23 protein-coding genes, 2 tRNA genes and 1 other RNA gene are annotated in these 22,356 nt (G+C 70.5%); 11 read left to right on the top strand and 15 right to left on the bottom strand.

Annotation, left to right across the window (positions count from 1 at the left end):
• Positions 1-123: 123 nt before the first annotated feature.
• Positions 124-2,226, bottom strand: coding sequence for a S9 family peptidase (locus QSK25_RS08255; protein WP_285635794.1), 2,103 nt, complete (start codon positions 2,224-2,226; stop codon positions 124-126).
• Positions 2,227-2,251: 25 nt separating this feature from the next.
• Positions 2,252-2,848 carry a DUF4097 family beta strand repeat-containing protein gene (locus QSK25_RS08250; protein WP_285635792.1) on the bottom strand — a complete coding sequence of 199 codons (597 nt, stop codon included), beginning with the start codon at positions 2,846-2,848 and terminating at the stop codon, positions 2,252-2,254.
• Positions 2,849-3,036: 188 nt separating this feature from the next.
• On the opposite strand from QSK25_RS08250, the gene QSK25_RS08245 reads away from it, so the two are divergent.
• Positions 3,037-3,762 carry a GbsR/MarR family transcriptional regulator gene (locus tag QSK25_RS08245; protein WP_285635790.1) on the top strand — a complete coding sequence of 242 codons (726 nt, stop codon included), beginning with the start codon at positions 3,037-3,039 and terminating at the stop codon, positions 3,760-3,762.
• Between the two features lie 4 nt (positions 3,763-3,766).
• Here the strand turns inward: QSK25_RS08245 and QSK25_RS08240 are convergent, their stop codons facing one another.
• The 5 genes from QSK25_RS08240 to QSK25_RS08220 are packed head-to-tail and all read right to left on the bottom strand — an operon-like array spanning position 3,767 to position 10,435.
• Positions 3,767-4,951: a thiolase family protein gene (locus QSK25_RS08240; RefSeq protein WP_285635788.1), complete on the bottom strand. Its 1,185-nt coding sequence runs from the start codon at positions 4,949-4,951 to the stop codon at positions 3,767-3,769.
• Between the two features lie 19 nt (positions 4,952-4,970).
• Positions 4,971-6,692 (bottom strand): hypothetical protein, encoded by a 1,722-nt coding sequence (locus QSK25_RS08235; protein WP_285635785.1) that lies wholly within the window; start codon positions 6,690-6,692, stop codon positions 4,971-4,973.
• A gap of 19 nt (positions 6,693-6,711) precedes the next feature.
• Entirely contained in the window at positions 6,712-8,247 is a 1,536-nt protein-coding gene (locus QSK25_RS08230) for a fibronectin type III domain-containing protein (RefSeq protein WP_285635783.1), read from the bottom strand.
• A 9-nt stretch (positions 8,248-8,256) separates the two neighbouring features.
• Positions 8,257-9,195 carry a prephenate dehydrogenase gene (locus QSK25_RS08225; protein ID WP_285635782.1) on the bottom strand — a complete coding sequence of 313 codons (939 nt, stop codon included), beginning with the start codon at positions 9,193-9,195 and terminating at the stop codon, positions 8,257-8,259.
• A gap of 34 nt (positions 9,196-9,229) precedes the next feature.
• Complete coding sequence (locus tag QSK25_RS08220; RefSeq protein WP_285635778.1) at positions 9,230-10,435, bottom strand: M20 metallopeptidase family protein; 1,206 nt, start codon at positions 10,433-10,435, stop codon at positions 9,230-9,232.
• Positions 10,436-10,495: 60 nt separating this feature from the next.
• On the opposite strand from QSK25_RS08220, the gene QSK25_RS08215 reads away from it, so the two are divergent.
• The 3 genes from QSK25_RS08215 (at position 10,496) to QSK25_RS08205 (ending at position 11,547) form a co-directional block, all read left to right on the top strand.
• Complete coding sequence (locus QSK25_RS08215) at positions 10,496-10,984, top strand: tRNA adenosine deaminase-associated protein (protein ID WP_285635775.1); 489 nt, start codon at positions 10,496-10,498, stop codon at positions 10,982-10,984.
• Between the two features lie 14 nt (positions 10,985-10,998).
• A complete protein-coding gene (locus QSK25_RS08210; RefSeq protein WP_285637544.1) occupies positions 10,999-11,430 on the top strand; it encodes a nucleoside deaminase in 432 nt (143 codons plus the stop codon).
• A 32-nt stretch (positions 11,431-11,462) separates the two neighbouring features.
• Positions 11,463-11,547, top strand: a tRNA-Ser gene (locus tag QSK25_RS08205).
• A 43-nt stretch (positions 11,548-11,590) separates the two neighbouring features.
• Here QSK25_RS08205 and QSK25_RS08200 read toward each other — a convergent pair.
• Together QSK25_RS08200 and QSK25_RS08195 are read right to left on the bottom strand one after the other, a co-directional pair.
• A complete protein-coding gene (locus QSK25_RS08200) occupies positions 11,591-12,064 on the bottom strand; it encodes a hypothetical protein (RefSeq protein WP_285635773.1) in 474 nt (157 codons plus the stop codon).
• The gene (locus QSK25_RS08195) at positions 12,064-12,834 is read right to left on the bottom strand and encodes a maleylpyruvate isomerase family mycothiol-dependent enzyme (protein WP_285635770.1); all 771 of its coding nucleotides are present in this window, start codon (positions 12,832-12,834) and stop codon (positions 12,064-12,066) included. The genes QSK25_RS08200 and QSK25_RS08195 overlap by 1 nt, the downstream gene beginning before the upstream one ends.
• A gap of 141 nt (positions 12,835-12,975) precedes the next feature.
• On the opposite strand from QSK25_RS08195, the gene QSK25_RS08190 reads away from it, so the two are divergent.
• Positions 12,976-13,302: a hypothetical protein gene (locus QSK25_RS08190; protein ID WP_285635768.1), complete on the top strand. Its 327-nt coding sequence runs from the start codon at positions 12,976-12,978 to the stop codon at positions 13,300-13,302.
• Positions 13,303-13,359: 57 nt separating this feature from the next.
• Here the strand turns inward: QSK25_RS08190 and QSK25_RS08185 are convergent, their stop codons facing one another.
• Complete coding sequence (locus QSK25_RS08185) at positions 13,360-14,130, bottom strand: maleylpyruvate isomerase family mycothiol-dependent enzyme (RefSeq protein ID WP_285635765.1); 771 nt, start codon at positions 14,128-14,130, stop codon at positions 13,360-13,362.
• 200 nt (positions 14,131-14,330) lie between these two features.
• Here QSK25_RS08185 and QSK25_RS08180 point away from each other — a divergent pair, with 200 nt between their 5' ends.
• Positions 14,331-16,769 (top strand): DUF8508 domain-containing protein, encoded by a 2,439-nt coding sequence (locus QSK25_RS08180; RefSeq protein WP_285635762.1) that lies wholly within the window; start codon positions 14,331-14,333, stop codon positions 16,767-16,769.
• Positions 16,770-16,799: 30 nt separating this feature from the next.
• Here the strand turns inward: QSK25_RS08180 and QSK25_RS08175 are convergent, their stop codons facing one another.
• The 5 genes from QSK25_RS08175 to QSK25_RS08155 form a co-directional block, all read right to left on the bottom strand.
• Complete coding sequence (locus QSK25_RS08175) at positions 16,800-17,423, bottom strand: GOLPH3/VPS74 family protein (protein WP_285635759.1); 624 nt, start codon at positions 17,421-17,423, stop codon at positions 16,800-16,802.
• 2 nt (positions 17,424-17,425) lie between these two features.
• A complete protein-coding gene (locus tag QSK25_RS08170) occupies positions 17,426-18,043 on the bottom strand; it encodes a GOLPH3/VPS74 family protein (protein ID WP_285635756.1) in 618 nt (205 codons plus the stop codon).
• A gap of 17 nt (positions 18,044-18,060) precedes the next feature.
• Positions 18,061-18,717, bottom strand: coding sequence for a GOLPH3/VPS74 family protein (locus QSK25_RS08165; protein WP_285635754.1), 657 nt, complete (start codon positions 18,715-18,717; stop codon positions 18,061-18,063).
• Between the two features lie 31 nt (positions 18,718-18,748).
• On the bottom strand, positions 18,749-19,279 hold the full coding sequence (locus tag QSK25_RS08160; protein ID WP_285635751.1) for a GOLPH3/VPS74 family protein: 531 nt from the start codon (positions 19,277-19,279) through the stop codon (positions 18,749-18,751).
• Between the two features lie 61 nt (positions 19,280-19,340).
• Positions 19,341-19,425: transfer RNA gene (locus tag QSK25_RS08155), tRNA-Ser, on the bottom strand.
• 336 nt (positions 19,426-19,761) lie between these two features.
• Here QSK25_RS08155 and QSK25_RS08150 point away from each other — a divergent pair.
• The 5 genes from QSK25_RS08150 (at position 19,762) to ffs (ending at position 22,338) form a co-directional block, all read left to right on the top strand.
• On the top strand, positions 19,762-19,896 hold the full coding sequence (locus tag QSK25_RS08150; RefSeq protein WP_285635748.1) for a hypothetical protein: 135 nt from the start codon (positions 19,762-19,764) through the stop codon (positions 19,894-19,896).
• Between the two features lie 237 nt (positions 19,897-20,133).
• Positions 20,134-20,472 (top strand): YciI family protein, encoded by a 339-nt coding sequence (locus QSK25_RS08145; protein WP_285635745.1) that lies wholly within the window; start codon positions 20,134-20,136, stop codon positions 20,470-20,472.
• A gap of 4 nt (positions 20,473-20,476) precedes the next feature.
• On the top strand, positions 20,477-21,655 hold the full coding sequence (locus QSK25_RS08140) for an RNA polymerase sigma factor (RefSeq protein ID WP_285635742.1): 1,179 nt from the start codon (positions 20,477-20,479) through the stop codon (positions 21,653-21,655).
• Positions 21,652-22,224, top strand: coding sequence for a maleylpyruvate isomerase family mycothiol-dependent enzyme (locus QSK25_RS08135; RefSeq protein ID WP_285635739.1), 573 nt, complete (start codon positions 21,652-21,654; stop codon positions 22,222-22,224). Before QSK25_RS08140 ends, QSK25_RS08135 begins: the two co-directional genes overlap by 4 nt.
• 17 nt (positions 22,225-22,241) lie before the next feature.
• An RNA gene (gene ffs / locus QSK25_RS08130) (signal recognition particle sRNA small type) lies at positions 22,242-22,338 on the top strand.
• Positions 22,339-22,356 lie beyond the last annotated feature (18 nt).

Genomic DNA, 22,356 nt, shown 5'->3' with positions numbered 1-22,356 from the left:
GGGACCGCATCCCCCAGGGGGCTTGTCAGGCTGTATCGATTCTGGGCGCGGCAAGGCGCCGACCACGCACCTGCCCGTGTCGGACAAGGCGTGGTCGGCGTTCCTCACGATCGTGAAGTCGCGCTAGAGCATCTCTCCCAGCACCTCCGGGTCGATTACGATCGGCGCCGGCCGGTACGCGGGCGGCTCCACGCCCATCAGCGCGCGCACCAGGAAGTCCCACGCCTTCGTGCGCACGTACGCCATCCGGTCGATGAACAGGTGCTCGGCGCCCGGCACGATCACCAGCTCGAACTCCTTGCCCGCCGTGATCAACGCGTCGGCCAGCCGCAGCGAGTGGTCCGGGTGCACGGTGTCGTCCAGTTCGCCGTGCACGAGCAGCAACTTGCCTGCCAACCGGTCCGCGATCTCGACGTTGGACGCGCGCAGCCAGGCGGAAGGGTTGTCGGCGCCGTCGACGTTCTCGGCCCAGCCCAGGCCGATGTACCGGGCATCGTGCGAGCCGGACAGCGCGACACCGGCCTTGTACGTCTCCGGGAACGCCAGCATCGCCCGTCCCGCAGCGAATCCGCCGCCCGAGTGGCCCATGACGCCCACGCGTGAAAGGTCCATCCACGGCCGTGACACGGCAAGCTGTTCCAACGCCGCAACGTGATCCTCCAGGCCTCCCGCAGAAGCGAGGCTGCCTTCGAGGAACGCCGCAGAACGTCCCGGCGTGCCGCGGCCGTCCAGTGCGACGACCACGAAGCCGAGTGCTGCCAACGGTTCCGCGTCGAGGCCCATGCCACCGGGGTCGAAGCACGGGTCGACCCGCGTGACCTGCGGACCGGGATAAACGTTGTCCACCACGGCATAGCTGGCAGCAGGGTCGAAGCCCGAAGGCTTGTAGAGCACGCCGTAGACGTCCGTCACGCCGTCGGCCGCCTTCACGCGGAACCGTTCCGGCGCAGTCCATCCCGTTGCCACCAAACGGCTCACATCGGCCGTCTCCAACGGAACCAGCACCGAGCCGTCCCACGAACGCAGCGAGATCACCGGCGGCGTGTCCACAGTGGACGCCGAGTCGACGAAGCACGAACCGTCCGGCGACACCGTGACGACGTGGTCCAGCGCGTCGTCGGTGACGATCCGGAACCCGGCCCCGTCCAGCCCGACCTGGCACACCGTGCGCCGGTACGGGTCCTCCGCGACCAGACCCGAGGCCACGAACGAGACGACACGACTGCTCTCGTCGACGTGCAGGATCTCGCGGACCAGCCAGGAACCGGACGTGATCCGGCCGAGCAGTTCGCCGGTGGTCAGCGAGTAGCGGTAGAGGTGGCCCCAGCCGTCGCGCTGCGAGAACCACAGCACCTCGTCGGCGAGCACCCGGACGAGGGGCGTGCCGTACATGAACTGGTTGGGCCCCAAGCGGTCGGAGGACGTCTCGCTGACGACGACCCGCACTTCGCCGGAAACCGCGTCCATGCGGTTCAACGTCAGGGTGCGCTGGTCGCGGGGCCGCGAGAGGAAGTAGACGGCGGTGCTGTCCGCCGACCACCACGCCCAGCCCGCCGTGATCGGCGAGAACTCCGGCATCAGCAACGGGTCGCACCGGGCGAAGACGGAGGTGCCCGCCTCCACGTCGAACACCACCAGCGACGCCAGCGGCATCGACTCGTCGCCGGGGTAGGCGTAGTGCTGGGTGTGCGCCACCGGCGGACCACCAGCGGCCGGGCGCGACTCCACCAGCACCGTCTGCCGCACCGAACGCTGGTCCGTGCGGTGGGCGAGGACCTTCGACGAGTCGGGGGACCACGCGACGGCCGGGGGCAGGTGCGGCATGCCGAACTTCCGCATCAGCGTCCCGTAGCTCATGGCGTCCGGGCCGTGGCCGTAGCCGTGGCCAGGAACGCCGTCGGTGGTCAGCGCCCAGGTGCGGTCGCCGGAGCGCGCCGACAGGTCGTGGCCGGTGCGGAACACCGCGGTCTTGCCGTCCGGCGAGGTGACCTCCAGCGGGTTGCCGGGGGTCGCGATGAACGGCGTCGGGTCGAAGCCGGGGGTGCGGGTGCCCGCGGCCGGGTCGACCACCACGAACTCGCGGGCGGCGCCGTCGCGGACCTGGTACCAGAAGCGGCCGTCGTCCATCCACTGTGGACGGACTCGGTCACCGACGACGAGTTCGCCGGGTGCCGCGGGGCGGCGGAGGAGTTGTTCTGCGGCAAGGTAACGAGCGTCGGTGATCACGGAAGTCTCCCCAGAGGTCGAAAGGTCAGAGGCTGCGGGCGGTGATGTCGCCGTACGACGTGGTGGCGCGGATGTTGATGACGTCCGTGCCGTCGTTGCGCAGCGAGTTGGTGACGCGGCCGTACGAGGTGCCGGCGTCCAGCGACGCCGACGCGGAGGAAGCAACGGTGATGTCGCCCTTCAGGGTCGTGATCTCGGCGGATCCGGTGAGGCGGCCGATCGTCACGTCACCGGCCTGCGTGGTCACCCGCACGGCGGCGGCCTCGTCGATCTTGATGTCGCTCTGCGCCGCCTCGAACGCGATGTCGCCCAGGCGACCCACGCCGCGGAACTCGGCGCTCGCGGCCTTGGCCTCGACGCGAGAGCCCGCGGGCAGCTGCACGGTGACCTCGACGGCCCCGGACGAGCCGAGGAGCTTGCTTGCGGGGGAGTTGATCCGCAGCACGCCGTCGGCGAACGAGACCTCGACCTTCGCGGCGGCCTTCACGTCGCGGCCGTGCGAGGCGTCCAGGGGCAGGACCTCGACGGCGGTGTCGGCGCGGTCCGCGGCGATGAACTGGACCCGGCCGGCGGGGATGTCGAGGACGGCGGCGATGGGGGCGGGGGTGGCGAACGTCTGCATCTCGATCTCCTGTGACTCGTTGTTTCCGATGTGCCAAAAGCTACGTTGCGTTTCCGGATCTCGACAACAAGTTCGTTGCATAGAGCCAATGAATACACAGTTCAAAGGCACTATTTCGTTGCAACGGTCTGTAGATCTAACGCAACGAACGTTGCAATGAGATGGAGATGAAGGCTATGCTCGCAGGCATGCCAGGAGGTCGACTCACCCAGCAGGAACGCCGCCAGATCGCTGTTGGTCTCGCCGACGGCCTCGCCTACGCGGAGATCGCGCGCGGCCTGGACCGGCCCACCTCGACGATCACCCGCGAGGTCATGCGCAACGGCGGTCCGGTCGGCTACAAGGCCGACATCGCCCAGCTCACCACTGAACGCCGCGCCCAGCGCCGCAAGCAGGCGACCCCCCGCGCCAGGCCGGCCGCGCAGCGCGCCGACGGACGTGACCCGGAGGCGGTCAGGCAGTTCGAGGAGGTGTTCTCGGAGATCTTCATCGGCCAGGGCCTGCCGAAGATGACGGCGAGGACGCTCGCCAGCCTCTACGCCACCGACTCCGGCAGCCTCACCGCGGCGGAACTGGTGGCGCACCTGCAGGTCAGCCCGGCGTCGGTGTCGAAAGCCGTGGCGTACCTGGAGGGTCAGGGACTGATCGGCCGCGTCCGCGACGACCGCCGCCGCGAGCGGTACGTCGTCGACGAGGGCGACATCTGGTACCAGTCGATGATCGCGAGCGCCGCCGGTACGACGTCGCTCGCCGAGGCCGCCCGCCAGGGCGTGAGCAGCCTCGGCCCCGGCACCCCGGCGGCGACGCGACTGGAGAACATCGCGCGGTTCCTGGACTTCGTGAGCGAGAGCATCGTGCGGGCAGCCGAACAGGCCCGCGACATCCTGCACCCGAACGCCCAGGCTGAGGAGTAGGACCTCAGACGCGCACCGCCACGGCCACGCCCTGCCCGACCCCGACGCAGGCCGCGGCGATCCCGATGCCGCCACCCCGTGCCCGCAGGTGGCGGCACACGTCGACGATCACCCGCGGCATCGAGGCGCCGAGCGGGTGGCCGTAGGCGATCGCGCCGCCGTGGACGTTGACCTTCTCCTTGTCGATCTCGGGGAGGTGGTGCACCACCGACAACGCCATCGCCGCGAACGCCTCGTTGATCTCCCACAGCGCGACGTCCGAAGCCTCGATGTGCAGGCGCTTCAGCAGCTTCCGGATCGCGGACACGGGCGCGACCGTGAACCGGTGCGGCTCCTCACCGGTGGTCGCCGACCCCAGCACCTCACCCAGCGGCTCCACACCCAGCTCGGACGCGATCGCCTCCGTGCCGAGCAAGGCGGCGAGAGCACCGTCGTTGAGCGGCGAGGCGTTGCCGGCCGTCACCGACCCGTTCTCGGAGAACGCGGGCTTGAGCTTCGCGAGCTTCTCGATGCTCGTGTCCGCGCGGACGTTCTCGTCGCGCCGGATCGCCGTCCCGTCCGGCAGCTGCACGGGGAACGCGAACCCCTCGTGCACCCCGGCGTCCCACGCCGCCGCCGCACGACGGTGCGAGCGCAACGCGAAGTTGTCCATCTGCTCGCGCGTGATCCCGAATTCGTGGGCGACGTTCTCGGCGGCCAGCCCCAACGGCACGGTGTAGTGCTTGGGCATGCGCGGGTTCACCAGCCGCCAGCCCAAAGCCGTCGACACGGTCTCCATCCGGTCCGGGAACGCCTTGTCCGGCCGCGCCGTCACGAACGGCGCCCGCGACATCCCCTCGACCCCGCCCGCGACGATCAGGTCGGCGTCCCCGGTGATCAACGCCCGCGCGCCCTGGATGATCGACTCGCCGCCCGAGGCGCACAGCCGGTTCAGCGTCACACCCGGCACGGAGACCGGCAGCCCCGCCAGCAACGCGGCCATGCGGGCGACGTTGCGGTTGTCCTCGCCGGCCCCGTTCGCGTCGCCCAGCAGCACGTCGTCGATGCGTGCCAGGTCGAGTGACGGGTAGCGGCGCAGCAGGTCGACGATCGGCAGCGCCGCGAGGTCGTCCACCCGGATGCCGGACAGACCTCCCCGGTACCTGCCGAACGGCGTGCGGGCGGCGTCGATGATGAATGCGCGAGCCATGCACCCCATCTTGGAGTAATCAGGGCTTGAGCAAAAAGGGAACGTACCCCGTTTCCGGGTGCACCTCTGAATCGGTGCTGAAGGCCTTCACCTCGATGGCGTGCGCCCCGGCGCTCAGGGCCGTGGCGTTGAGTGAAATCCGCCACCGGCCCGCGGCGGACGGTCCGTCGGCGGTCGTCGGCACCGTCGCGATGTGGTTGCCGTCGAGCCTCACCTCGAACCCGGCGAGACCCGCCACCGACGCGTCGAGCGCGGCGATCCGCACCTCCAGCACCACGCGGCCGCGGTTGAAGGCGGCGCCGTTCTCGACGGGCTGACCACTTGCGTCCAGCATCTCCGGAACGGGGTCCGCGAGCGTCGGCCTGGCGTCGACCAGCGGGGTGCCGGGCTGGCGTTGCGGCACGGGCTTCGAGCCGGTCAGCTCGACGTCGGTGTGCGTGACCTGGATGCGTTCCTGCGTCTCCAGTTGGACGTTCACGTTGTCGGTGAACGCCTCTCTGGGCAGGTCGGCGACCGCCGGGTACTCCGCGCCCGGCTTCCACGGCGTGCCCTCGACGGCCGGGCGCAGCGGCACCGCGATGCCGTTGACCTTGATCGACGTGAGGGGCGGGCTCTCGCGGGACGGGATCATCGCGATGCGCAGCTGACCCGCGGTGACGTCCGGGATGGGCTGGGCACTGGTGGCGGCGGGACCGTCCACGCGCACCTGCGGCGTCGGGCCGGTGCTCGGCACGTCGGCCTTGGCGGTGCGGTAGCCGACGAGGTCGATTCCCGCGCGGATCCGGTCGCCCGCCAGCGCCGCGACGCCGATCAGCGCGGTCGCCTCACGCCACTGCGGCACGAACGGCGAGGTGGCGACGACCTCGCCGTTGCGCAGGACCTTCGTGCCCCCGGCGGTCAGCGCGATCTCCCACAGCACGCTCACCCCCGGCACGGCGGGCGGGATCGCCTTGACCGCGGTGCCGTCCGGGGTGAGTTCGACGATCGAGTTGCCGGAGTTGTCGGTCGAGACCGTGGCGCGCACGGTGTTCGGCGGCACCGGCTCGCCCTGCACGCTGACCGGCCCCGGCACGAGGTCGAGCAGCAGCTTGCCGCCGGTGCCCGGGGCGTCGGTCTCGACGGCCAGCCTGCTCTCGCCGTCGGTCCGGACGAACGGGGTGCGCGACCGGAGCGTCACGGCGCGGGTCCCGCAGCTGCTGCTGATGATCAGTCGCTTGGCGTCCTCGCCGTCGCCCGAGGTCGCGCGGGCGCAGTCGGTGCGCTTGGAGAGCCTCCACCGCTGGAGGTCGGGTTCGTCGGACGCGTCGAAGCGGTCGGCGTAGGTGTACTCGGTGCGGTCCGCCTGCGGGCTCGCGGTGGCCTTCGCCGGTTGGGAGCGCTGGCCGAACTCGTCCACCGCGCGGATCTCGACGTCGACGGGCCGGTCGTTGTCCAGGCCGTTCAGCTGGGTGCCGGGCCTGGTGACGAGCTTGACCCCGCCCGCCCAGCGCACCTCGTACGCGGGCGCGTCGCCGGTCCAGGAGAGCCGCAGCCGGTGGTTGCCGGGGTCGGCCCTGACGCCCGCCGGGACGTTCGGCCTGGTCTGCGGGCCGGGTACCAGCAGCTGGTCGGACGCGTACGGCTTGAGCTTCGTCGGCGGGGGAGGTGCGGACGGCAGACCGTCGCTCCCGCCGGTGTCGCGGAGCACGACCACGCCCGCCACCAGCGCGAGGCCCACGACGGCGAAGGCGACCCGCTTCATAGCGGTCACGCTAGGGCGTTCACCCCAGCTCGAACACGGTTTCCGCGATAACGGGTTCGCCACCGTCCGCCGGAAGGACGCTGAGCTTGAGCCGAGCGTTCGACCCGGCGGGCAGCGCGGCCGCGTCGATCCAGAACTCGTGCCTGCCCGGGACGCCCTGGCCCTGCTCGTTCGTGGGCAGCGCGACGATCCGCCGGCCGTCGAGCTCCAGCTCGATGCCGCGGTGACCGATGGCGTTGACCTCGGCCGTGACGAGCACACGGCCGTTGCGCGGCAACGGTTGTGGAGGCCTGGTGCCGTCCTCGTGCATGACGTGCAGGCGTGGCCCGCCGGTCTTGAGCCCCGCGGGCCGGTCGGTGAGGCGGGGGAGCGCGCCGGGGCGGCTCTCGGGCCTGCGGATCACCACGAGCTGGGCGTCCTGGGCCGGGGCGATCGAACGGACCCCGAGCGGCAGGTCCGTGACGGTGCTGCCGCGGACCAGCTTCGCGGCGACCGCGTCCGGCGGCAGTTCGACCTCCTGCGTGAGCGGCAGGACCTCGGCGGGCACGACCCGTTCCGGCACACCGCCGACGCCGAACGCGTCCAGGAACCCGCCGCCGTCGATGCGCACGCGCGGGTGCATCAGCCGATCCTCGACCGCGACGGGTTCGTAGGCGACGACGACGCCGTCCCGCAGGGCGACGACCGCGTCCGGGAGCACGCGCATCTCCCAGCGGTGCCGCACGCCCGCCACGAGCCCGGTCATGGGGGCGTCGCCGAGTTCGACCTGCTTGCCGGTGCGGGGGAGTTCGGGGTCGGCGATGATCCGCGTGCCCTGCGTGGTGACGTCGAGGCTGACTGCGCCCTTCGGCTGCGCGTCCGTCTCCCTGAGGTACTGGTGGGGGTCGGGCAGCAGGGTCAGCCTGACGTGGCTCGACTCGACGGCGCCCGCGACGCTGATGATCGCCCGGCCGGTCGCCCCGTCGCCCGCCGGCACCCCGAACCGCAGGGGCGTGTTGGACTGGAACGCCGCCATCGAGCAGTCGACGTCGATGCGCTTCGAAGCGCCGAACGGCCGCAGCCCGAGGCACTCCGGCTCCGCCTCGACCCGCCACTTGCGCGGGTCGAGCGACTCCGGCCCGTCGAACCTGTCGACCTGGCCGACCAGCAGGTCGTCCCACTTGTCGTCGTAGACGTCCTTGGGTCGCGCGGCGATCTTGAGCGGCTCACTGCGCCTGCCCGTCGCGCTGACCGCCCGGACCTCGACCTGCGTCTCCTCGTCGGGGTTCAGCCCCGGCAGCTCCACCTCGGGCGTCGGCACGAGCTGCTCGTTGCCGTTCCAGCGCACCTCGTAGGCGGACGCCGACCCGTTCCACGCGATCTGCAGCGCGTCCACGTCCAGCGCCTTGGCCCTCGGGTTGGCGGGCTTCGTCGGCTCCTGCGACGCCACCACCTCGACGCCGTCGGCGACTTCCTTCTTCAGCGTGTCCGGCGCGTCCCCGCTCCGAAGTGCCACGACGGCACCGACGACGAGCGCGAGACCACCGAGCCCACCGGCGAGCGTCCGTCGATCCACCCGGCGACCCTACGACGTTTCCGCGTGGGCGGTGCTGCCGTTCAGCCCAACCACCCGTCCGCCGCGCGACCCGAGGTTCCGGAGCGCCGCCAACGCCCCCGGCTTGGTCAGGTCGATCGTGATCGGCGTCCTGCTCGGCTGGTTGACCAGCGCGTTGCGCCCCGCGTGCCCGGCCTCGATCGTCTTGGCGAGCCCACCGGTGGACGCCAACGACCCGCGCGCCGCCCCGAGCCGTCCGAGAGCGTCGTCCACAGCCATGAGGAGGGCGTCCCGGTTCCCCTCGCACATCGCCCGCACGAGCTCCGGCCGGCTGCCCGCGACGCGCGTCCCGTCCCCGAAGCTCCCGGCCGCCAGCGCCATCGCGAGCGGCCCGCCGTCAGCCCCGACCGCGGCGAGGACCGCGGCCATGATGTGCGGCAGGTGGCTGATCCGCGCGACCGCCTCGTCGTGCTCCTCGGGCGTGGTGGGCACGACGTGCGCCCCGAGGTCGAGCGCGAGCTGGATGACGTCGTCGAGGTGGTCGTCGGCCTCCTCGGGCGTGACCACCCAGGCCGCGTCCCGGAAGAGGTCCGCCGTGCCCGCGTCCCACCCGCTCCGACTGGTGCCGGCCATCGGATGCCCACCGACGAACCTCACCTCGGGCGCGTAGCGGTGCACTGCGTCGTGGACGGGCCCCTTGACGCTCGTGACGTCCGTGAGTCTCGTGCCCTTCGGAACCTTGCGCAGCAGGTCAGGCAGTGCGGGCAGCGGTACGGCGAGCACGACCAGGGCCTCGGGATCACGCCCGAGGGCCTCGTCCACCGTGACGATGTCGAAGCCCTCGGCCCGTGCCTTCTCCGCGTCCTCTTTGCTCGCCGTCGCACCCCACACCGTGCGCCCGGCAGCCTTGGCGGCCCGCAGCACGGAGCCGCCGATCAGTCCCAGTCCGATCACGCACACGTCTCGCACGGCGCCCATCATTCCGTGCGACGCGTACCTGCTCCTATCGGAGGGCGTCCAGCGCGAACGCCGCGTACATCGCCACCCCGTGCTCCATCGCGGCCTCGTCGAACAGCACCCGGTTCGAGTGGTTCGGCGCCGCGTCGTCCAGCTCGATCCCGCGCGGACAGGCCCCGAGGAACGCCAGCGCGCCCGGCACCCGCTGCAACACGTACGAGAAGTCCTCGGCGCCCATCAACGGGTCCTGCATGGGCTCGCTCCACGACGCGCCCATCGCCGTCGCCGCCAGATCGACGACGTGCGCGCCCACGACGTCGTCGTTCACCGTCACCGGATACCCCGGCACGATGCTGACCTCGGCGTGACACCCGTAGGCCGCCGCCGTGTGCTTGACGGCCTGCTTGAGTTCCTTGTGCACGAGCGCGCGCGTCTCCTCGGACAGCGTGCGGATCGTCCCGTCCAGCGTCGCCACCTCGGGGATGATGTTCGTGGTCGTGCCGGCGTTGATCTGCGCGACCGTCACCACCGCCGGCTGGTGCACGCTCACCCGCCGCCCCAGCATCGTCTGGATCGCCCCGACCATCGCCGCCGCCGCGGGCACCGGGTCGAGGGCGTTGTGCGGCATCGCGCCGTGGCCGCCGCGGCCCTTCACGTGCACGTGGAACGTGTCCGCGGACGCCATCATCGGGCCGGGCCGGCACGTGACGACGCCCGACTTCATGGTCGAGGTGATGTGCAGCGCGAACGCCTTCTCCACGCCGTCGTCGAGCAGGCCCTCCTCGATCATGTACCGGGCGCCGTGGTGGCCCTCCTCGCCCGGCTGGAACATGAAGAGCACGCGGCCGCGCAGGGCGTCGCGCCGGTCCGCCAGCAGCCGCGCGGACGAGGCCAGCATCGCCACGTGCGTGTCGTGCCCGCAGGCGTGCATGTTCCCGTCCACTTCGGACGCGAACGGCAGGCCCGTCTCCTCCTGCAGCGGCAGGCCGTCCATGTCGCCGCGCAGCAGCACCGTCGGGCCCGGCTGGTCGCCCTCGAGCACCGCCACGACGGAGGTCGTCGACTCGCCCTTGGTGATCTTCAACGGCAACCCGTCCAACGCGTGCAGGATCGCCGCCTGCGTCCTGGGGTTCTGCAACCCCTGTTCGGGGTGCTTGTGGATCTGCCGTCGCAGCGCCACCGTGCGGGGCTGCAGCGAGCGAGCCCCTTCGAGCAGTCCGGCGAGACGGGGGTCCGGCGTAGTTGTGCTCATCTACCGATGGTGCCACCACCTCGGCTACCGGGAAGGTCGTCTGGGCCCTACGGTGTGCACATGACACAGCAGGAGCCGGTCAACGGCTTCGCGGTCGCGGTGGTCCGGGAGGACGGCCGCTGGCGGTGCAGCAGGATGGACAGCTCCGCGCTGTCGGAGCTGGACGCGGCGATCACGGAGCTGCGCCAACTGAGGTCGACGGGAGCCGTGTTCGGGCTCCTCGCCGTCGACGACGAGTTCTTCATCATCCTCCGCCCCGTACCGGGAGGCGTGGCGCTGCTGCTGTCCGACGCGGCCGCCGCCCTCGACTACGACATCGCGGCGGACGTCCTGGACCTCCTGCGCGTGGACCCTCCCGACGAGGAGGACAACGACATCTGGCCGGAGGGCGACCTCGGCATCCTCGCGGACCTCGGCATGCCGTCGGGCGAACTCCAGATCATCGTCGACGAGGTCGACCTCTACCCGGACGAGCAGCTCCAGATGATCGCCCAGCGCATCGGCTTCATCGACGAGCTCACGAAGCTGCTCGACACGATCCAAGCGTGATCTCCTCCGAGCACATGGTCAGGGCCGCGCTGAAGGCGGCAGCGGCGTCCGGCCCCGACGTCCCGATCGGCGCCGTCGTCTTCGCCCCGGACGGCACCGTCCTCGCCGAGGCCTGCAACGCCCGCGAGGCCCTCGGCGACCCCACCGCGCACGCCGAGATCCTCGCCCTGCGCGAGGCGGCGGCGAAGTACGGCGACGGCTGGCGCCTCGACGGCTGCACCCTCGCCGTGACCCTCGAACCCTGCACGATGTGCGCCGGCGCTCTCGTGCTCGCACGTGTTTCGCGTCTCGTTTTCGGCGCCTGGGAGCCCAAAACCGGCGCCGTGGCCTCGCTGTGGGACGTCGTGCGCGACCGCCGGCTCAACCACCGACCGGAGGTCCAGGGCGGCGTGCTCGAGCAGGAGTGCGCTGACCTGCTGGAACGCTTCTTCCGGACCCAGCGTTAAACCGCCTTGGGCGGCTGTGTATTGTTCTTATCGGTGGCGTGTCCGAGCGGCCGAAGGAGCACGCCTCGAAAGCGTGTGAGGTGCAAGCCTCCGTGGGTTCAAATCCCACCGCCACCGCTGACGAAGGGCCCCGGAGCGATCCGGGGCCCTTCTTGCGTCTTCAGTCGAGGCCCGCGATGACCACCGTCAGCGTGCCGGAGCCGATCAGCACGAACTCGCTGTACTCGAACAGCACGCCACCCCAGTCGTGTTGCGCCGGCTCGCCGAGGTCCCGGAGCCGGTAGACCCGGTCGGCCGCGCGCAGCAACTGGTAGACGCCCCGCATGGCTTCGGACACCCGGTCCGGGTGCGGTACCGCGGTCGCCCACGCCCGCAGTTCCGACTCGGCGGCCGCGGCCTCGACCAGCTCGTAGCTGCCGAGCGAGACGCGGTCTCGCCAGTACGGTCCGTGCCTGGTCGGGTCGTCGCCGGGATCGCCGCCCGCGTGGTTGTCGCCGAACCGCTCGTGCGCGATCATCGCCGCGAGCGCGCGCTGGTCGTCGACGGCGGTCAGTTGGTAGTGGTCGATCCAGACCCACTCGAAACTGCCGTCCCCGAAGTTGACGAATTCGTTCCCGGTGAAGGTCAGCGTCATCAGAACCTCATGGCCGCCAGGAACTTCTCCAGCAGCCCCGCGTCCCCGCTGACCGCGAGCCCCTCGGCGCCACGCCGCTGGTACAGCGCCAGCACCAGGTCGAACGCGGGGCCGTGCACCGTCACGTCGGCCTTCGAGCGGTCCGGCGCCACCTGCGGGGCGTCACCGGTGAGGTCGACGGTCCACTGGCGACCGACATCGGTCGCCTCGAAGCACAGCCGTCCGGTGCCGAGCAGTTCGCCCGCGGCCGGGCGCAGCTCGAAGATGATGTCCACGATGGTCGTCATCCACTCGTGCAGCGCGTCGTCGGCGAGCCTGTCCTCGACGGCGAACGGGAGACCGAGCGCCTCGAAGGCGTCGAAGCGGTGCATGACCGTCTCCTGGGCCATGCGCGTCGACCAGAAGTCGGGGCCGGGCCTGCCGGGGCGCAGCACGGCGATCATCTCGTCGGGTGCCACGGCCGCCATCGCCGAGGAGATCAGCGCCGCGCCCTCGGTCAGCCACGGCTTCAGCTCGGCGGCGGTCTCGCCCGCGTAGCCGTCGACGGAGTGGGCCTTGCTCAGCGACCTGTCGATCTGCGGGAACCGCTCGGCGACCATCTGCGCGACCCAGCGGTGCGCGTAGCCGACGTGCCGCAGCAGCTGGTTCAGCGTCCAGGCCGGCGTGGCGGGCACCGGTACCGACAGATCGGCGTCGCCCAGGCCGTCCACCAGCAGCGAGGTCTCGGAGACGATCACGGCGAGGCGGTCCGGGTAGCTCAACATCCCCATGGTCACGAACGTACGCCGTTCACGTACGTGACCACTGCCTGAGAGCTGACTGTCGACTCCGCACAAAAGGTTGATACTTCAACCTCCGCTCGGTAGAGCTTGTCGACGGGCGCACGTCGATCTACCTCGAAGGAGCGAAGGATGCGCAACGCGTTGACCCGCACCGCGATCGGCCTCGCGGCTGCCGCGGCGCTCGCCGGAGGCGCGGCCATGCCCGCGGCCGCCGCGCCCGCGGACCCCGAGACCGGGCTGTCGTTCTACGTCTACAAGGAGTGGAAGTTCGTCGCGAACTTCCCGCAGCCCGACACCGGGTGCCACCTCTTCCCGAAGGGCGCTGACCTCCTCGTCGGCTGGAGCGGCCTGGAGAACGTCCGCGCCTACTCCACGCCCGACTGCACCGGGCAGTACTCGTCGCTCGGCACGCTGCGCAGCGTCGTTCCGAGTTACGTGTCGTTCAGCACCGAGTAGAACCGAGTAGGACGCCAACGGCAGCGGGCCCTTCGAAGAGGAGGGCCCGCTGTTCCGTCAGAACCTCACGCGGTCCAGCACCAGGTCCAGCAGCGCGCGGTCGCCGAACACCTCCAGCCCGTCCGGAGATCGCCGCCGGTACACGGTCAGCACCAGATCGACGACGGGGCCGCGCAGGGCCACCGACGCCTTCGCGTGCCCCTCCTCGACCACCGGCGCCGGACCGGTGAGATCGATCACGAACTCCGCCTCGACGTCCGTCGCGTGCAGGTGCACGGTGCCGCTGCCGACGAGGGCCTCGGTCTCCGCCGGCCACCGGGTGAAGGCGTACGGCAGCGCCAGACCGGTCCACTCGCGCAGGGTGTCCTGCGCGATCTCCGGGTCGAGCGCGAACGGCACGCCCAGGGCGTTGCACGCGTCCCACCTGTGGATCACGGTCTCGTGCGTCATCCGGCGCGACCACACCCGCGGACCCGGATAGCCGCCCAGCGGCGCGATCATCTCGTCCGGGTCGACCTCGCGCAGCACCTCCGCGAGCGAGGCCGCGCCCTCCCGCAGCCACGGGACGAGGACGGACGCCGACTCACCCACATACGACGCCAGGAGTTGCGCGCCGTTGCGGGAGAAGTCGATCTCCGGAAGTCTGTCCCGCAGCATCGAGTCAGCCCAGCGGTGTGCGTGGCCGACGTGTCGCAGCAGTTGGTTGAGGGTCCACTCCGGCGTCGACGGGACCTGAATGCCCAGGTCAGCGTCGGTCAGGGAAGAGACCAGCAGTTCGGTCTGGTTGACGATCTCAGCGCAGCGGCGCTCGTAGCTCGGGATCCCCACACGCCCCAATGTAGGGACGCCGGCCGGTGCCTGGGAGGGGCCCACTGGCCGGCGTTCCGAAATCGAGCATACACCATGATCGAACACTTGTTCGAGTGATGTTTGATGGGCCAACCGGTTAACCGTTAGTAACAACGGCTACCAAAGCTCACTCGATCGAGGAAAGATGCGTCGGTCCGCCGCATCCCCTGGAGGAAGTTTTGAGACCCACCCTGCCCGTCGTCGGGACAGCGGTGGCGGCACTCGTGCTCGCCGCCGTCCCCGCCGTCGCCGCACCCAGCACCGACGCGTTGATCTCCGAGGTCTACGGGGGCGGCGGCAACTCCGGCGCCACGCTGACCAACGACTTCGTCGAGCTCGCCAACAAGGGCACGACCCCGGTCTCCGTCGACGGCTTCAGCGTCCAGTACATCTCGGCCAGCCCCGGCGCGAGCACGCAGTGGGGCGTCACCCCGCTGACCGGCTCGATCGCGCCCGGCAAGACGTACCTCGTCGCCGAGGCCAAGGGCACCGGCGGCACGGTCGCGCTGCCGACCCCGGACGCCACCGGCACCATCGCCATGAGCGCCACCGGCGGCACCATCGCGCTGGTCAACGGCACCACGCCGCTCACCTGCAAGACGGCGGCGGACTGCGCGGCCGACAGCAGGATCAAGGACCTGGTCGGCTTCGGCACGGCGGTGGTCCGGGAGGGCGCCGCGACGGCCGCCCTGACCAACACCACCTCGGCGTCGCGCAAGGCAGGCCTGCCGGACACCGACGACAACTCGGCCGACTTCACGACCGGTGCCCCCAGCCCGGTCAACTCCAAGGGCGAGACCACCCCGGGCGGCGGCGACCCGGACCCCGACCCGGAGGACCCCACCCCCGGCGACAAGCGCATCCGCGACGTCCAGGGCGTCACGCGCACCTCGCCGCTGGTCGGCCAGAAGGTCACCAACGTCCCCGGCGTCGTCACCGGCACGCGCGCCACGGGTGACCGCGGCTTCTGGATCCAGGACACGGCCCCGGACAACGACCCGCGCACCAGCGAGGGCGTCTTCGTCTACACCGGCGGCACCGCGCCGACCGTGGCCGTCGGCGACAGCGTCGTCGTGAGCGGCACGATCGCCGAGTACCGGCCGGGCGGTGAGACGGGCTCCAACCAGACCCTCACCGAGATCACCACGCCCACCACGATCACCGTCTCCAAGGGCAACCCCGTCCCGGCGCCGGTCGTCGTGAAGAACATCCCGGCGGGCTACCTGCCCGCGCCCGGCGGCAGCATCGAACAGCTCCCGCTGGAGCCGGAGAAGTACGGCCTCGACTACTTCGAGTCGCTCGAGGGCACGCTCGTCCAGGTCGACGACGCGCGCGTCGTGGGCCCGTCCAACGCGTTCGGCGAGGTCTGGGTGACCGTCAACCCCGACCAGAACAAGAACCTGCGCGGCGGCACCACGTACACGAGCTACGACCAGCAGAACAGCGGTCGCCTGAAGATCAAGACGGCTGGCACGCTGCCCGCCGCGAACGTCGGTGACGTGTTCGCCGGCGCGACCGTGGGCGCCATCGAGTACACGAACTTCGGCGGCTACACGCTGGCCGCGCTGACCCTCGGCCGGCACGCGTCGTCCAACCTGCAGCGCGAGATCACCGCGCAGCAGAAGGAGTCCGAGCTCTCGGTCGCGACCTACAACGTCGAGAACCTCGACCCGTCCGACCCGCAGGAGAAGTTCGACCGCCTCGCGGACGGCGTCACGACCAACCTGCGCAGCCCGGACGTCGTCGTCCTGGAGGAGATCCAGGACAACAACGGCGCCACCAACGACGGCGTGGTCGCGGCGGACCAGACGCTGCAGAAGTTCTCCGACACGATCTTCGACAAGGGCGGCCCGCGCTACCAGTGGCGGCAGATCGACCCGGAGAACCTCAAGGACGGCGGCGAGCCCGGCGGCAACATCCGCGTCGGCTTCTTCTTCAACCCGCAGCGCGTGTCCTTCGTGGACCGTCCGGGCGGCGACTTCTCCACGCCCGTCCAGGTCGTGAAGAAGAACGGCCGCGCCGCGCTTTCCGTGTCACCAGGCCGCATCGACCCGCTGAACGACGCGTGGGCCAGCAGCCGCAAGCCGCTCGCCGGCGAGTTCAAGTTCCGCGGCCGCACAGTCTTCGTCGTCGCGAACCACTTCAACTCCAAGGGCGGCGACGAGGCCATCCACGGCCGCTTCCAGCCGCCGAACCGCACGTCCGAGGTGCAGCGCGCCAAGCAGGCCGCGTCGCTGAAGACGTTCACGGAGCAGATCCGCGCGATCGACAAGGGCGCCAACGTGGTGCTCGCGGGCGACCTGAACGACTACCAGTTCTCGCCCGCGCTGAAGACGCTGACCGGCGACGGCAACCTCAAGGCGCTGATCGACACGCTGCCCGCCAACGAGCGGTACAGCTACGTCTTCGAGGGCAACTCGCAGACGCTCGACCACCTCGTGATGAGCAAGAACATCACGCGCTTCAGCTACGACGTGGTCCACATCAACGCGGAGTTCGCCGACCAGGCGAGCGACCACGACCCGCAGATCGTGCGCGCCCGCCCGTCCACGGGTGACGCGAACGTCGACAAGGTCGTGTTCGCGATCGAGGACATCCTCGACTGCCTGAAGAAGTAAGTACTTCTTCAAGCACGGCACTGGTGGCCGCTACCTCAGGAGTCTTCCCTCCGAGGTGGCGGCCACTTTCGCGACCACCATCTCCGCGACGACGGCGGCGTGGATCGCGACGACGGCAGGGGACTGGGCGTCGGCGATCTGCTTCGCCCGGGCCGTCAGTTCGTGCTCGGGCCCACCGAACACCTTGTGCACCGCGTTCACCGCGTGCAGCAACGAGATCAACGTCCCGGCGCGCACGTCCGGCGACCGATGCCCGAACAGCACGCTGCCGGTCGCCGTGCGCACCTCGCGCACCGCCCCGGCGTCACGGATCACGAAGCCGCCGAAGATCCGCTTCTGCGTCGTCAGGACGCCCCGCGCCTCCAGCCCCGTCAGCACGGTGTCCCGCACGTACCGCCTTGTCCTCGACACGGCCCGGCGTGGTGTCAGCGGCACGTGCAACCTCGTCAGCGACTCGTGCAGGAACGGGTGCGGCAACGGCGTCGGATCGGCGATCCGCAACTGCTTCGCGTGCGGGTCGTATCCCAGCCGCCCCGAGTGCACCAGTTCGGCCAGCATGCCGCCCGAAAGCGCGTTCGTCACGGTCTCCGGCCCGGCCAGCACATGGCCGGTCTGCTCGTTGACGAACAGCAGCAGGAGATCCTCGGGCAGCAACGTCACTCCCCGGACGCGGCGGCCGACGCGGCGGCGGTCACCCCGGCCTGGATCGCTTCCACCGCACGGCGAACGGCGTCACCCGCCCAGTTGCCGCGCGCGATCTCCTTGGCGCGCCGCTTGATCTCGCGCTTGTCGCCGGGGAACACCTTGTGCACGGCGTCCACCGCGTACAGCAACGTGATCAGCGACCCGATCCGCGCGTCCGCACCCCGATACCCGTGCACGACCTCACCGACGGCCTTGCGCAGCCTCTCCGCCCCGGCCTCGTCGACGATCGGGTAGCTCTTCGCGGGGAAGATCCCGAGCACCTTGCGCGGCTCGACCCTGATCGTCCCGTGGTCCTGCGCCTGCCGGACCACGTTGTCCCACAACCGCTTCCGCACCCGCTCGACCGCCGACTGCGGCCGCAGCGGCTTGGTCAGCAGGCCGAGCGCCTCGTTGAGCACCGGGTCGTTCACCGGCGTCGGATCGACGACCCGCATCTTCTTGCCGTTGGGCTCGAACGCGACGCGGCCCGCCTCCACGAGCTCGATCAGCACGGCGCCGGCGAGCGCGTTCTCCGCGGCCGAGCCGCTGACGTGCAGCCGTCCGGTCTCCGGAACGATGAACAAGACCATCAGGTCTCCGTGCAGCATCAGCTGGAACCGCCCGTCGAGGCCGTCGCCGCCGTCGAGGCCACCACGGCCGCCATGACCGCGACCTGCACCGCTTCCAGCGCCTTCTTCACCGCGTCGCCCGCCCAGCTGCCCGCGGAGATCTGCTTGGCCCGCGCGTTCATCTCGCGCTTGTCGCCCTTGAAGACCTTGTGCAGCCCCTTCACCGCGTACAGCAAGGAGATCAGCGCGCCCGTGCGGTCGTCCGGTGCCGCGTACCCGAGCGCGACGTTGCCGACGCGGTCACGGATCTCGCTGAACGCCTTGTGGTCCTGGATCGAGTAGTGCGTCTTGGGGAAGAGGCCGAGCACCTTGGACTTCTCGACCGTGAGCACACCACGGCCCTGAAGCTGCGCCATCACGTTGTCCCGCACGTGGTTGCGCAACCGCTCCACCGCGCGCTGCGGCTTCATGGGCTTGTCGATGCGCGACAACGACTCCTGCAGGAACTCGCTGCGCAACGGCGTCGGATCGACCACGGCGAGCCTCTTGCCGTCGGCCTCGAACGCCACCCGGCCGGAGTTGACGAGCTCCAGCAGCACGGCCCCGGCCAGCGCGTTGCCGATCGACGTCGAGTCCACCAGCACGCGTCCGTCGGTCTCGTCGATGAACAGCAGCATCAGGTCTTCAGCCAGCATGCGCCCACGATATTCGGTCATCCCCGCCTCCTCAGGACGAAGCGGCGGCCGCGGCCGCGCGCCTGGCTCTGATCGCCTTCTGCACGGCATCACCGGCCCACTCGCCGCGCGTGATCTCCTTGGCGCGAGCGTTCATCTCGCGCTTGTCGCCGTCGAAGACCTTGTGCAACGCCCTGACCGCGTACAGCACGGAAATCAGCGCCGTCGTGCGCTCGTCCGGCGCCTTGTGCCCGAGCGCGACGTCACCCACCAGCCGCCTCAGCTCACGCACCTCGTCGGGCGCGTGCAGCGAGTGCGTCCGCACCGAGAAGATCCCGAGAACCCTGGTCCGCTCCACCGTGAGCACACCACGCGCCTCGAGCCGCGCCATCACGTCCCGCCGCACGTGCCTGCGCAGCTTCGCGACGGCCCGGTGCGGCCGGGCGGGTTCGGGGACCAGCCCGGAGCGGACCTGGTCCAGCAGCGCGGCCCCCGCGAGCGCGTGCTCGACCGACGAGGCGTCCGCGCGCACGCCACCGGCCACCTCGTCGAGGAACAGGAGCATCAGGTCTTCGGACAGCATGTACCCACAACGCGCGAAGGGCGCCGGACGTTGAACGTCCGACGCCCTTCGGCAACGAGAGCGGAGGATACGGGATTTGAACCCGTGAGGGGGTGAACCCAACACGATTTCCAGTCGTGCGCACTAGGCCGCTATGCGAATCCTCCGTGGAGAACCTTACCGGACGGGTGTTCCGGGACCCAAAACGGGGGTCGGCAGGCGAAGTCGCGGCCGGTCAGGGGAGTGCCCGGGGCCCTTGGTCGCAGGCTCGGCGGGCGTCGCTGCGGTGGCGCCGCAGCGTTCGGGGATGGCCTGTTGCATCCCTCGGGCCCCGTGCAGAAAAGCACCCGTTGATTCGAGGGGGCCGTGAAATGGCGACGTCAGCGCGGCGGTATCACCCTGAGTGGTCCATCGGAAAGGGCCTACCGATCAGTAGTGACTAGGCTTGCCGCGTCCTCGAGCCGTGCCTTCTCGGCACGATCTGTCATGCGAAGGGAGGTGTGGTGCCCAGTCACAAATCGTGCTGCTGCAAGGAGATGCGGCGCGTCGTACGTCATCTGGCCGTGCTGGCCGGAGCCCTGCTGCTGCAGGGGTTCGCGATGCTGAGCCAGGGCGGAGGCTATCCGCCGCTGGCTTAGCGGCACGTTCACCACAAAATGCGGAGCGGTGTTCGGAAAGCGCCGAGGTTGGCAGACCTCGGAAATGAGCGATCCGGCACCGTTTCGCTTTTTTGTCGATCAATCGACCAACGCATCGGCACTTTACACCCGGCATCGAGGGCTCCGAGAGCGTCGAAAAAGATCTTGAAGACCTGTGTCGATCTGGCGGGTGCCCGCTCGTCGTGATCCCGTGAGACCGGACCGAGGAGGGCAAACGTGAAGTACATGCTGTTGATCTACGCGGCCTCTGACCAGCAGGCGACGTGCACCGTCGAGGACTGGATCGCCTACGAGAAGGAGATGAAGGACGCGGGCGTCCTGGTCTCCGGCCACTCGCTCGCGGACCTCGTCACCGCCACCACCGTCCAGGTCGGACCGGACGGCAGGCGCAGCGTCACCGACGGACCGTTCGCGGAGACCCGCGAGGTGCTCGGCGGGTACGACGTCATCGACGTGCCCGACCTCGACGCCGCACTGGAATGGGCCGCGAAGTGCCCCGGGTCGCGGGACGGCGGGGCCGTGGTGGTCAGGCCGATCGCCGAGTTCGACTTCTGAGCCGATGAACGTCGAGCAGGTGTTCCGGGAGGAGCGCGGCCGGCTGCTCGCCACCCTGGTCAAGCGCTTCGGCGACCTCGACCTGGCCGAGGAGGTCACCTCCGACGCCGTCGAGGCGGCGCTGCGGCACTGGCCGGTGGACGGGGTGCCGGACCGCCCCGGCGCGTGGTTGCTCACGACCGCGCGCCGCAAGGCCGTCGACCGGTTGCGGCGGGACCGGGTGCACGCGGCGCGGCTCGCGATCCTCCAGGTCGAGGTGGACCGGGCGGACCCGCCGGTGGGGGACGCGCTGCCGGACGAGCGGCTGGAGCTGTTCTTCACGTGCGCGCACCCCGCGCTCGCGGAGGAGGACCGGGGTGCGCTCGTCCTGCGCTGCCTGGCCGGGTTCACGACGCCCGAGGTCGCGCGGGCCTACCTGGTGCCGGTCACGACCATGCAGCAACGGATCGTGCGCGCGAAGAAGAAGATCAGCCAAGCGCGCATCCCGTTCCGCGTGCCGGACCCGCACGAGCTCCCGGAACGCCTGCCCGGCGTCCTGCAGGCCGTCTACTCGATCTTCACCGAGGGGTACGCGGCGCGGCGCGACGACCTCGCCGACGAGGCGATCAGGCTGGCCAGGATCCTGCACGGCCTGCTGCCCGAACGCGAGGTCGCGGGGCTGCTGGCGTTGATGCTGCTGCTCCACGCCCGGCGGGACGCCCGCGGCGAACTCCTCGAAGACCAGGATCGGGAGCTGTGGGACCGCGACATGATCGCCGAGGGCACCGCATTGGCCGAACGCGCGTTGACGGGCGGATACGGCCCGTACGGCGTGCAGGCGGCCATCAACGCGTTGCACGACGAGGCGCCGGACTTCGACAGCACCGACTGGACGCAGATCGTGGCGCTCTACGACGTGCTGGCGAAGCTCGCGCCGTCGCCGGTCGTCGCGCTGAACAGGGCGGCCGCGATCGCCATGCGCGACGGGGCCGCGGCCGGGCTCGCACTGCTCGACGCGCTGTCCGGCGAACCCAGGCTGCGCGACTACCACCCGTACCGCGCGGCCAGGGCGGACCTGCTGCACCGCCTGGGCCGCGACGCCGAGGCCGCCCAGGCCTACCGCGACGCCATCGCGCTCGCGGGCACCGACTCCGAACAGGACTTCCTGCGCCGCAGGCTGGCGGCCGTCGAGGGGCAATCATGATCATGAAGTGGCTGGAGGCCGAACGCCTGGGCGTCGCGGACCTCCTCGAGGACCTGACCGACGACGAGTGGCAGCGCGAGACCCTCTGCGCCGGCTGGACCGTGCAGGTCATGGCCGCGCACCTGACCACGTCGACCCGCACCGGCTGGGGCGACGTGCTGACGGGCATCGTGCGGGCGCGGTTCGACTGGGAGCGCATGGAGGACCTGAAGGCCCGCGCGATCGCCGCGCGGTTCACCCGGTCGGAGTTGATCGCGCAGATCCGCGCGACGGCGGCCTCCCCGAAGCGCGCCCCGATGGCCGCGCCGATCGATCCGCTGGTCGACTTCCTGGTCCACGGCCAGGACGTCGCCCGCCCGCTGGGCCGCGTCCGCGAGATGCCGCCCGAACCCGCCCGGGCCGCGCTCGAGCACGTGCTGAAGAGCCCGTTCTGGGGTGCTCGCAAGCGTTTCCGCGACACCGGAATTCCCGATCTTCCGGCCCCTGAGCTGCTGCTCCTCGCCACGGGCCGGAAGTTGTCCACAGGTGGGGACAACACTGTGGACGACTCGAACACACGTTCGAAGTAGATCGTTCGCTACACTTGCGTCGGACCTCGTGCGGCACACATCTCGCGAACCTCCCCAGGGCCGGAAGGCAGCAAGGATAAGCGGGCTCTGGTGGGTGCACGGGGTCCCCTTTTTGTGTCGGTGCCCACCGGT

Origin of the sequence: Lentzea sp. NBRC 102530 (genome assembly GCF_030269365.1) — a bacterium.
Classification (GTDB): domain Bacteria; phylum Actinomycetota; class Actinomycetes; order Mycobacteriales; family Pseudonocardiaceae; genus Lentzea.
This window is presented reverse-complemented; position numbering and strand designations above follow the sequence as displayed.